The following is a 10,197-nucleotide window of genomic DNA, read 5'->3' on the forward strand; positions in this document are numbered from 1 at the left end:
CCAGCACCGTATCGATGCGGTCATGCCCGAGCACATCGAAGATTTCTACCTCTGGCTAGAAGAGGAGAAAGGACTGGCGCCGCGGACCATCCTGAAAATCCACTGGCGGATCATGGCCGGGTTCCAAGTCGCCGAGGACCGGGACCTGATCGCCCGCAACCCGGTGCGGCTGGTCAAGACGCCCAGAGGGGGCGCGGTCACCCGCTACGAACCGCTCACACGTTCTGAGGCCCGCAGCGTGCTCAAGGCGTGTCGGAACCGACGCAACGGCGCACGCTGGTCAGTGGGACTCGCCCTAGGGGTTCGCCAGTCCGAAGCCTTGGGATTGCGCTGGTCTCGCATCACCGGCATCTGCGACACCTGTCGGATCTTCTACCCGATCGCCGACCTGTTCGCCTCCGACACAGAGACTTGTGCGACGTGCACGCGAGCATTGCGCTTTGAGATGCAGGCCGGCTGGCAGATCAAACAAGAGCCGTTTCGCCATGGGTGCGACGACATCAAGGAGTGCACAGCCGCGCGGCACAAGCGGCCATGTCCGAGAGGATGTCGGGGACACCACACCGAGCGGTGCAAGGCCGGCTGCAAGGTCAAGTCCCACCAATGCCCCGAGATCAGGCGGCCATGCCCGCGTGAGTGCCGAGGCCATGCGCGCGAATGTCCGCAGCGCCGCGGTGGTGCGTTCTACTTCGCACGGCGCAAGGGCGTCCGCGACGACACCGGGCTGGAGGAGTTCGTGCTGCCGGTGCCTCGGCCGCTCGTGCGCGAGCTGCGGGTCCACTGGAGCCACCAGCAGCGCGAGAAACTGGCAGCCGGGCCGGCCTGGGATGAATCCTGGGATCTGGTGTTCTGTCGCCCCGACGGCCGCCCGATCGGCAAGCGCGCCGACTGGGCGGACTGGAAGGACGTGTTGCGCATCGCGGGCGTGCGCGACGCGCGGGTCCACGACGGGCGCCACACCGCCGGGACGCTGCTGGCGGAGCTGGGCATCGACCCCAAGACCATCCAGCAGATTTTGGGTCACTCCCAGATGTCGCAGACCGCCCGCTACATCCACGCCAACACCGAACTCACCCGCGGAGCACTGGACCGGATGGGAGACGCACTATGGGGCTGACCCGGAAACTGAGACCAGACCCTCGACCCGGAACCCCTCATCGGCGAGAAATCCCAGGTCACGCAAGTGGCCCCAGCAGGATTCGAACCTGCGACACCCGCTTTAGGAGAGCGGTGCTCTGTCCCCTGAGCTATGAGGCCGTTCGCCGTCCAAGGGTAGCTGAGGTTGGAACCGTTGTGCGTCAGAACGAAAACGAGCAGCGGGGTTGGCTCTCCGTTCCGATTGAGTACCCTTGCTCGCAGAGAAGTTGTCATGACCCTTGAGTGACCCTTGTCATGCACGGGCTGCGGATCCGTCCCGCAATGAACCTGGACGCCGCAGCGGACGTGGATCCAGGGTGATGACCGCCCCCCTATCAGTTGATCAGGAAACGTGCGGGCACTGCCGCCCGCACAGGGCGTTGCGTTGTGCCGACTCGTATCGTCAGGGCGTTCGCTCCGGCACGCCCGGTTGCGGGGGTGTAGTACGTTGCGATGCGGCCACGCGAACGACCGAAACAGGCAGCCGGAGGATCCTCGTGCCGTTCTCTCTCGATTCGACGCGGCGATCATCCCGCGTACCGAGAAGCGGGATCCTGACCGTCCTCACGGCGCGCCCCTGGACCAGGAGGCGGGTCGTCCAGGCCGTGGTCTTCACGGTGCTGGTCGCCCTCTTCGCGGTCCCGGGCGCGCAGGTGGCTGTTGCCCCGGTGACGGCCCCCGCCTCCGCGGACGACGATCTCGACACCCTCAAAGAGCAGGCCGAGCAGGCCAAAGAGGACCTTGAGGAGGCCACGGAGAAGTACACCGAGCGCGAGGAGGCGCTGGAGGAGGCACAGGAGGACCTGGTCTCCACGCTGCACGAACTGCAGCAGACCGAGCTTGAGCTCTCCGACATGCGCGGGCCGCTGTCGCAGCTCGCCAGCACCCTCTACCAGCAGCCCGACGGCGGAACCCTCGCGCTGATGACCTCCGGCACCCTCGACCAGGACCTGCAGGTCGAGTCGCACGTGGTCAAGATGTCCGACGACCAGGAAGCTCTCCTCGAAGAGGCCAACGAGCTGCGCGAAAAACAGGTCGACCTGACGAGCGACGCCCAGGAGTTGCAGGCGCAGACGCAGCTGGAGAAGGTCGAGCTGCAGGACGACCTCAAGGCGCTGCGTACGCAGTCCAAGGAGAGCACGGACAAGCTCACCAAGGAACTCGAGGACCGCGGGATGGACATCGACGCCTACCTGGCCGGCGTGGAGTGCGATCCCAGCGCGGGTGAGGCGGCGACCGGCGCCCCCAACGGGCTACTGCCCAGCGAGGCGCTGTGCGAGCTGCACGAGAGCGACCACTTCCTGCGCGCGGATGCGGCCGTGGACTTCCTGGCCATGAACGAGGCCTACACCGAGCGCTTCGGTACCCAGATCTGCCTCACCAGCTCTTACCGCGACCTCCCCAACCAGCACCGGGTCTACGCCGAGCAGCCGCCCGGGAACGCCGCCGTGCCCGGCACCAGCAACCACGGTGACGGCCTCGCGGTCGACATGTGCGGCGGAGTGCAGAACTACCGCTCCGAGCAGTGGACCTGGCTGGAGCAGAACGGCGGGGAGTACGGCTGGTCCCATCCGGACTGGGCGAAGTCCAGTCCGTTCGAACCCTGGCACTGGGAGTACAAGTACGCCCAGAGGTGACCGCCGCGTTCGCCGCCCCGGCGGCCGTTGCGTGTGTCCGGTCGGTCGTCCCGGTACGGTGCCGGAGCGGACTCCCCTCCTCCAGCGGCGTTCCGGGGAAACGGCCGCGGAGCGCGGTCATCCGGTAATGCTGACGGACAGATGGCCGGCCGCCGCGTGGCCGGCCAGGGCCCGCGCCTCCTCGGGGGTGGCGGCGACCAGGATGAGCGCGCCCGCCTCCTGGGCGGTGCCGTCCTCCTCCGGAACGGCGATCACCGGCCGGTCCGCGGCGACCGTTGCCGCGGGCCCGGCGGGGCCGTCGCCGGCATCGGCGAGGAACGGATCGCCCCCGGCGGCGAGGATGTCCACCCTGCTGCCGGGGCCGAGCAGCGCCGCCACACCGGGATCGGCTATCCGGACGGGGGCGGCCACCATTCCGGGCCCGTAGGCCTCGGCGGGCGGGTCGGCGACGCGCGCGGTGGTGATCACCTCGCCACGCAGCATCGGACCGGCGAGAGAGCGCTCCGTGGGTTCGGAGCCGGGTCGCAGGGCTCCGTCGGGCACCGCCTCCCGGGGAAGAGCGCGCACCGAGAGGTCGCCCTCGCTGATCGGGGACAGGGCCGTGAGGTCGCGCGAGGCGACCAGCACGTCCACGGTGGCCGCGGACGGCGGCCGGAGCAGCAGGACGGCGCCGACGAGGGCCAGCGCGGCGCAGAGCGCCCCGAGCCCGCTCCGGTACCGGGCCAGAAAGCCGCTGAATGCGTGGCGGCGCGGAATCATGCCGCGCCGGATCCGGTGACGTTCATACCCGCACGGTAGGCCGCCGGGAGGAGCCCGCGTCGGCGTTGTCCACAAGGGGCGGCCCTGCCGGGCGGCCGTGCGGGAACGGTCAGGCGGACGCGGCGGTGGCGGCGCTCGTCGAGGTGCTCGATGAACTGTCCGAGCCACCGGAGCCGCTGGAACCACCGGACGAGCCGGCGGAGCTGTCGGCGGAGCCCGTGTTCGAGGAGTCCGAGCCGGAGCCGTCGCTCTTGCTCTCGGTGGAGCCGTTGGAGGACGCCGCGCTCTTGGAACCGGAGCCGCTGTCGGTCTTGTAGAAGCCCGAGCCCTTGAAGACGATACCGACGGCCGAGTACACCTTGCGCAGCCGACCCTGGCAATCGGGGCAGACGGTCAGCGCGTCGTCGCTGAAGCTCTGCACGACCTCCAACTGGCCATTGCACTCGGTGCAGGCGTATTGGTACGTAGGCACGGGCTCCTCCTCGCTGGCACTCTCGCCCTTCGACTGCTAAATGGTACGCGCTCGGGACGCATAGCCGCGACAGCGGGGGTCTGCACCATGCGCTGTTTCCGGCGGCGCCGCCAGAAGCGGTAACGCAAGGTAACGCGACACTGTTCCCTCCGCCGCCCGCCGGCGCGGTGGGATCAGAACCAGTGGACGCCCCGCTCGGGTGTGACCACTCCCTGTACGGGGCGGTCGTGGGATTCCGCGGGAACAGCGGCTACGAGTTCTGTGTCGTAAATCACCGCGACCGTGCGCGTGTTCGGCCCGATCCTGTCCAGTGTCCGGTCGTAGCAGCCGGCACCGCGGCCGAGCCGCACCCCCTGCTGGTCGACCGCCAGCGCCGGGCAGACGACCGCGGCGCAGCGCCGTACCGCGTCCAGCCCGTAGCGGTGCCCGGTCGGCTCCAGCAGTCCCTGGTCCGTGCGGACCAGGCTGTCGGGTCCGTCGTAGCCCGCCCAGTCGAGATCGCCGTTGGGCTGGTAGATCGGCAGCAGCACATACGTCCCCTGTTTCCACAGGGTGGTGATCAACTTGCGGGTGTCGGGCTCGGTGCCCACCGAGTAGTAGGCAGCCACCGTCCCGCCCATCGTGAGAGAGGGCAGCGCGGTGAGCGCGTCGCGGATCGCCGATCCGGCCTTCGCCACCTGTTCCTCGGATACTGTCCGCCGCGCCGCGGTGATCCGCCGGCGCATGTCCCGCTTCGCCTCGGTGTCCATGGCACAGAAGTCTCTCAGCTGAACACCGTTAAGTGAGAGTGAGTCGAACCGGGAGTGAACGTCTGGGAAGGTGCAGCCCGTCTACCGGGAACATCGCACGGACTTGCAGGTCAGCCGGGGCGTCTTGGGTCGGTTCTCGAAGGGATGTGACCTAAAGTGCCGACATGAGTGAAACACACAGCCTCCAACCCCGCGTGGCCAAGGCCGTGGTACCCGCCGCGGGCCTCGGTACCCGCTTCCTGCCCGCCACCAAGGCGACACCCAAGGAGATGCTGCCGATCGTGGACAAGCCCGCGATCCAGTACGTCGTGGAGGAGGCCGTGGCGGCCGGCCTCCACGACGTACTGATGGTCACCGGGCGCAGCAAGCGCTCCATCGAGGACCACTTCGACCGCGCCTATGAACTGGAAGAGGCGCTGCGCGCGAAGAACGACATCCAGCGGTTGCATTCGGTCCGCGAGTCCAGTGAGCTCGCACAGGTGCACTACGTCCGCCAGGGGGAGCCCAGAGGGCTCGGACACGCTGTTCTGTGCGCCGACGCCACGTGGGCGACGAGCCGTTCGCCGTGCTGCTCGGGGATGACATCATCAGCGAACACGCGGCGCTGCTGAAACGGATGATCGAGGTCCGCGAGACCCACGGGGGCAGTGTGGTCGCGCTCATGGAGGTCGAGCCGGAGCAGGTCTCGCTCTACGGCTGCGCGAGGATCGAGAAGACCGCCGAAGAGGATGTCGTCGTCGTCAACGACCTGGTCGAGAAGCCGCCGCAGGAGCAGGCCCCGAGCCGCTGGGCGATCATCGGGCGCTACATCTGCGACCCGGCCGTCTTCGACGTGCTGCGCGATACACCGCCCGGCCGCGGAGGCGAGATCCAGCTGACGGACGCGCTGCGCGAACTCGCCCGGCGCAAGCCCGACGACGGCGGCCCGGTTTACGGTGTGCTGTTCCGCGGGCAGCGCTACGACACCGGAAACAAGGCCGATTACCTTCGCACTGTGGTGGAATTCGCCTGTGAGCGCCCCGAGCTCGCCGCGGAGCTGCTTCCGTGGCTGCGCGAGTTCGTGGCGAAGCACGACACCACCCCCGCCGCCCCGGACGGGGGGCGCAGTGCCGACTAACGCGTGAGGTAGCACCGATGAAGAGCGTCGAACAGCACGTCTTGGACCTCCTGGAGCTGGTGGCGCCGATCGACCCGGTCGAGCTGGGGTTGATCGAGGCGCACGGGGCGGTGCTCGCGGAACCGGTCACCTCACCGGTGTCGCTCCCGCATTTCGACAACTCTTCGATGGACGGGTACGCGGTGGTGGCCGCCGACGTCGCCGGAGCGTCGCCGGAGAACCCGGTGCGCCTTCCCGTGGTCGCCGACATCCCCGCCGGGGACACCTCCGCCACCACCATCCGTCCCGGGCAGTGCGCGCGCATCATGACCGGTGCCCCCCTCCCCGGCGGCGCGACCGCCGTGGTCCCGGTGGAATGGACGGACGGCGGGACGGAACAGGTGTCCCTCACCCGCGACGTGAGTGACGGCGGCGCTGTGCGCAGGTCGGGGGAGGACATCGAGGCGGGCGCGGAGGTGCTGCGCGAAGGCGTCCGCGTGGGGGCGGCCGAGATGGCGGTCCTCGCCTCGGTCGGCCGCAGGACGGTCCGGGTCCGCCCGCGCCCGCGCGTCGTCGTGCTCTCCACCGGCGAGGAGCTCGTGGAACCGGGCCGACCGCTCGGCCCCGGGCAGATCTGGGAGTCCAACAGCTTCATGCTCACCGCGGCTGCCCTGGACGCGGGCTGCACGGCCGACCGGTACGGCTTCATCGGCGACGACCCGGCGACCGTCCTGGAAACGCTCGAAGGCGTACTGCCGCAGGCCGACATCGTCCTGACCACGGGCGGGGTGAGCATGGGCGCCTACGACGCGGTCAAAGAGGTGCTCTCGCGGCAGGGGACGGTGCGTTTCGAGAAGATCGCCATGCAACCGGGCATGCCCCAGGGGTTCGGCACCGTCGGCGGCACCAAGACGCCGATCCTGACCCTGCCGGGTAACCCGGTGAGTTCGTTCGTCTCGTTCCATCTGTTCGTGCGCCCGGCGCTGCAGCGGATGCGCGGACTGCCGGCCGAGCCGCCGCCGACGGTACGCGCCCGCCTCACCGCGCCGGTCGCCTCCTCGCCCAAGGGGAAGCGCTCCTTCCTGAGGGCGGTCCTGGAACACGACCACGCCGCCGAAGGGGCCGGCCGCGCCTACACGGTCACCCCCGTCGCCCGGCAGGGATCGCACCAGCTGTCCGCCCTGGCCGGGAGCAACGCGCTTGCGGTCGTTCCGGAAGCGGTCACCGAGTTGGCGGAGGGCAGCGTGGTCGAGGTCGTGAAGCTGCCGGACGCGTACTGAGGCGCGTGCCGCCGGGTGCGGAAGGCGCCGGCCGGCTCTGGGGGGCGACGCGCGTACCGTACCGGCCCTCCGGCCGCGTAACGTCGTGCTTGTCACCGGTTCCGACCCCGTCGAAGAAAGCGCGTCATCCGATGTCCGAGTCACACCCGTCCGGGTTCAGCCACCTCGATTCCTCCGGCGCGGCCCGCATGGTCGACGTGTCGGCGAAGGAGGCCGTCGCCCGAACCGCGACCGCGACCGGTCGCGTCCTGGTCTCGTCCGAGGTCGTCGCCGCATTGCGCGAGGGCGAGGTACCCAAGGGGGACGCCCTGGCGGTGGCCCGGCTGGCGGGCATCCAGGGCGCCAAGCGCACCCCGGACCTCGTGCCGTTGTGTCACCCCATCGCCGTGCACGGCGTCGATGTGGCGCTGCGGGTCCGTGACGACCGCGTCGACATAAGCGCGACCGTACGCACAGCCGACCGCACCGGGGTCGAGATGGAGGCGCTCACCTGCGTCATGACGGCGGCGCTGGGGCTGGTGGACATGGTCAAGGCCATAGACCCCGAGGCGGTCGTGACCGACGTCCGGGTCGAGGAGAAGACCGGCGGAAAGAGCGGGCACTGGCGGCGGTCGCGGTGAGCGGGGCACGAGCGGCAGGCGGGACGGAGCACGTGCACAGCGCGGTCGTCATCACCGTGTCCAACCGGGCCTCCGCCGGGGTCTACCCGGACCGCTCCGGGCCGGTCCTGGTAGACCTGCTGCGGCAGGCCGGGTACCGGACCAGCGGGCCGCGGGTGGTCCCCGACGGGGCGCCGGTCGCCGACGCCCTGCGGCGGGCGCTGGAGGAGGGACACGACGCCGCCATCACCACCGGGGGCACCGGTGTGAACCCGAACGACGAGACCCCCGAGGTCACCCGTCCGTTACTGCGGTATGAGATCCCGGGAATCGCCGAGACGCTCCGCGCCGCCGGGCGGGAGAAGGGGGTCCCCTCCGCGGTCCTGTCCCGCGGTCTCGTCGGCGTGGCCGAGGGCGCCGGGCACCGTATGCTCGTGGTCAACCTGCCGGGGTCCAGTGGGGGCGTCCGCGACGGAATGGAGGTCCTGGGGCCGATCCTCGGCCACGCCATCGATCAGATGCGTGGTGGCGATCACTCGGGGAAGTCGCCCTGACCAGGGATTTCGTGGTCCCCCCGATGAGCGTTGGGCAGGGAGAGGAGACAGCGGAGCAGGCCGGCGCGGGCGGAGCGCCGGCGGAGACGGGCGACCGGCGTGGTGCGCATGGTGGAATACTGGTCGTTGTCATTCCGGCGGGACGTCTCGCTTCCCGCGCGTCCCCGGCGGCATATGTTCCATCCCCGGTCACCGATGGTGCCGGAGGTGTCGGAGGGACAGGCAGTTGAGTCGGATACGTGGCTGGCCGGTCACCTTGAACGAAGGGCCGGTTGGTCTGCGCCCATTGAGGCTCCGCGATGCCGGGGCTCTTCGGACGACGCGTATCCGCAACGTGGAGTGGCTGCGCCCATGGGAGCCGACGCATCCGGAGATGCCGCTGCAGTCGTCGAGCATCGCGCCCTACATCGCCATGATCCAGGCCGTCCGCAAGGAGGCCCGGCAGGGCATCGCGATGCCCTGGGCGGTCACATACGAAGGGGCGTTCGCCGGCCAGTTGACCGTGGGCGCGATCGTCTGGGGCTCGGCCCGTTCCGCTCAGGTGGGCTACTGGATCGACAGCGCCTATGCCGGGCGGGGGATCACACCGACGGCGGTCGCGTTGGCGGTCGACCACTGCTTCCTCGCAGTGGGACTGCACCGGATCGAGGCCAATATCCGACCCGAGAACCGAGCCAGCAGAAGGGTCGCCGAAAAGCTCGGGTTCCGCGAAGAGGGCGTCCGTAAACGGCAACTGCACATCGACGGCGCCTGGCGCGATCACATCTGCTACGCGCTCACCAGCGAGGACGTCCCCGAAGGGCTGCTCGCTCGCTGGCGGCGGCGATCGGACGAGGGGGAGCGCGGTCGGCCGCCGGATGGCACCTCCTCGCCCGGGGACACGCCGGGCTCACCCAGTTCGCGACCAGGACGGCCGTAACCGTAGAAGACCGGCTAGCGGGGTGCGGCGAATAGCGTGGGACATGCGGTCGGCGTCGCACTGTTTGCGGGATAATCGCCGGACAGCGAGTGTGGTTCGCCGCGGCGCGGCCGCACGGTTCCGCGTTTTTCGCGCGGCCGGCGGTACCCGTCGCCATTCCCGCGCTGGGAGCGTTATCCGAGGAAGAGGAAAGACTGCAATCTGGCGACACTCCGGTCCGAATACTGCCCATTTCCGGACACAGGGCCGTACGGTGCGGAACATAGACGCATCAACGACGCTGGCAACACCTGTCTGGGGCGCGTGGAGGACATCGGATGGCGAACGGTGCTTCGGACGGCGTAACCGTCAGACCGTGACTTCGGGGCGGCACGCATGTGCATCGTCCCGCGACGTGCGCCGCGGATGGGCCGCCGTATCGCTGGAGCGTCGGGACATGGCCAGGGACCGGCGGTACGAGGAGGGGTGATGAGCAGCTCTCCTCTGTATCTGGCAATCGTGGTCGTCTGGCTGATCGTGCTCGTGCCGATGCTGCTGCGGCGCGATGCCGCCGACCCCTCGCCCGCCCCGGCCCGCCGGAGCGGCGCGAAGGGCGAGGACTCCGGCGGCGCCGTCGAGCCGGAGGAGGACGATGGGAACGGCGCCGGCCTTGAGGAGGACCCCGACCGGACGCAGGTCCTCCACTACGAGACCGACGACGAAGGGGGAGTACGGCCCCGGGCCCCGCACGGCGCGGAGCCGGATGACGGCGCCGGGGACGAGCCGGGAACCGTCCCCGGGGCGCGGCCGCCACGCCGCTACGCCGGCCGGGCCCGGATCATCGCGCGCCGCCGGCGCCGTACGACGGGCCTGGCACTGCTGCTCGTCCTCACCGGCATCGCGGTGGCCATGGGCCTGGGGCGTGGTGGGTACTGGCCCCGCCTGCGATGCTCATGGCCGGCCACCTCGCCCTGCTGCGCGAGGCGGCCAAGGCCGACGCCGAACACCGTGCCGCC

The 10,197-nt window shown here is 69.9% G+C and carries 9 protein-coding genes, 1 tRNA gene and 2 pseudogenes; 8 read left to right on the plus strand and 4 right to left on the minus strand.

Annotated features, from left to right (window positions below; translation table 11 throughout):
• Nucleotides 1-1,117 (plus strand): tyrosine-type recombinase/integrase (locus VS93_RS32170; protein WP_046472257.1); only part of this gene is annotated, 1,117 nt, incomplete at its 5' end.
• 67 nt (nt 1,118-1,184) lie between these two features.
• On the opposite strand, the gene VS93_RS24685 is transcribed toward VS93_RS32170, so the two are convergent.
• Nucleotides 1,185-1,257: transfer RNA gene (locus tag VS93_RS24685), tRNA-Arg, on the minus strand.
• Between the two features lie 377 nt (nt 1,258-1,634).
• Between VS93_RS24685 and VS93_RS24690 the strand changes: the two genes are divergently transcribed.
• On the plus strand, nt 1,635-2,774 hold the full coding sequence (locus VS93_RS24690; protein ID WP_236700717.1) for a M15 family metallopeptidase: 1,140 nt from the start codon (nt 1,635-1,637) through the stop codon (nt 2,772-2,774).
• A gap of 117 nt (nt 2,775-2,891) precedes the next feature.
• Here VS93_RS24690 and VS93_RS24695 read toward each other — a convergent pair whose 3' ends face one another.
• From VS93_RS24695 to VS93_RS24705, 3 genes are all read right to left on the minus strand, one after another.
• Complete coding sequence (locus VS93_RS24695; protein ID WP_046472258.1) at nt 2,892-3,533, minus strand: RcpC/CpaB family pilus assembly protein; 642 nt, start codon at nt 3,531-3,533, stop codon at nt 2,892-2,894.
• 109 nt (nt 3,534-3,642) lie between these two features.
• The gene (locus VS93_RS24700; protein WP_046472259.1) at nt 3,643-4,005 is read right to left on the minus strand and encodes an FmdB family zinc ribbon protein; all 363 of its coding nucleotides are present in this window, start codon (nt 4,003-4,005) and stop codon (nt 3,643-3,645) included.
• 173 nt (nt 4,006-4,178) lie between these two features.
• Nucleotides 4,179-4,754: a 5-formyltetrahydrofolate cyclo-ligase gene (locus tag VS93_RS24705; RefSeq protein WP_046472260.1), complete on the minus strand. Its 576-nt coding sequence runs from the start codon at nt 4,752-4,754 to the stop codon at nt 4,179-4,181.
• 164 nt (nt 4,755-4,918) lie between these two features.
• Here VS93_RS24705 and galU point away from each other — a divergent pair.
• From galU to sepX, 6 genes and pseudogenes are all read left to right on the plus strand, one after another.
• A pseudogene (gene galU / locus VS93_RS24710) lies at nt 4,919-5,871 on the plus strand (UTP--glucose-1-phosphate uridylyltransferase GalU).
• A gap of 17 nt (nt 5,872-5,888) precedes the next feature.
• Entirely contained in the window at nt 5,889-7,130 is a 1,242-nt protein-coding gene (glp, locus tag VS93_RS24715) for a molybdotransferase-like divisome protein Glp (protein WP_046472261.1), read from the plus strand.
• Nucleotides 7,131-7,261: 131 nt separating this feature from the next.
• Complete coding sequence (gene moaC, locus VS93_RS24720; RefSeq protein WP_046472262.1) at nt 7,262-7,750, plus strand: cyclic pyranopterin monophosphate synthase MoaC; 489 nt, start codon at nt 7,262-7,264, stop codon at nt 7,748-7,750.
• Nucleotides 7,747-8,283 carry a MogA/MoaB family molybdenum cofactor biosynthesis protein gene (locus tag VS93_RS24725; protein WP_236700718.1) on the plus strand — a complete coding sequence of 179 codons (537 nt, stop codon included), beginning with the start codon at nt 7,747-7,749 and terminating at the stop codon, nt 8,281-8,283. Before moaC ends, VS93_RS24725 begins: the two co-directional genes overlap by 4 nt.
• A 226-nt stretch (nt 8,284-8,509) precedes the next feature.
• A complete protein-coding gene (locus tag VS93_RS24730) occupies nt 8,510-9,202 on the plus strand; it encodes a GNAT family N-acetyltransferase (protein ID WP_082127179.1) in 693 nt (230 codons plus the stop codon).
• Nucleotides 9,203-9,670: 468 nt separating this feature from the next.
• Nucleotides 9,671-10,197 (plus strand): annotated as a pseudogene (gene sepX / locus VS93_RS24735) (divisome protein SepX/GlpR); the annotation flags it as partial.

This window comes from Allosalinactinospora lopnorensis, from assembly GCF_000981225.1.
Lineage (GTDB): Bacteria > Actinomycetota > Actinomycetes > Streptosporangiales > Streptosporangiaceae > Allosalinactinospora > Allosalinactinospora lopnorensis.

Bases quoted from the DNA above. Each gene is read 5' to 3' on its own strand.
- VS93_RS24695 (WP_046472258.1), bottom strand. From the start codon at position 3,533: ATGATTCCGCGCCGCCACGCATTCAGCGGCTTTCTGGCCCGGTACCGG.
- VS93_RS24705 (WP_046472260.1), bottom strand. From the start codon at position 4,754: ATGGACACCGAGGCGAAGCGGGACATGCGCCGGCGGATCACCGCGGCG.
- glp (WP_046472261.1), top strand. From the start codon at position 5,889: ATGAAGAGCGTCGAACAGCACGTCTTGGACCTCCTGGAGCTGGTGGCG.
- moaC (WP_046472262.1), top strand. From the start codon at position 7,262: ATGTCCGAGTCACACCCGTCCGGGTTCAGCCACCTCGATTCCTCCGGC.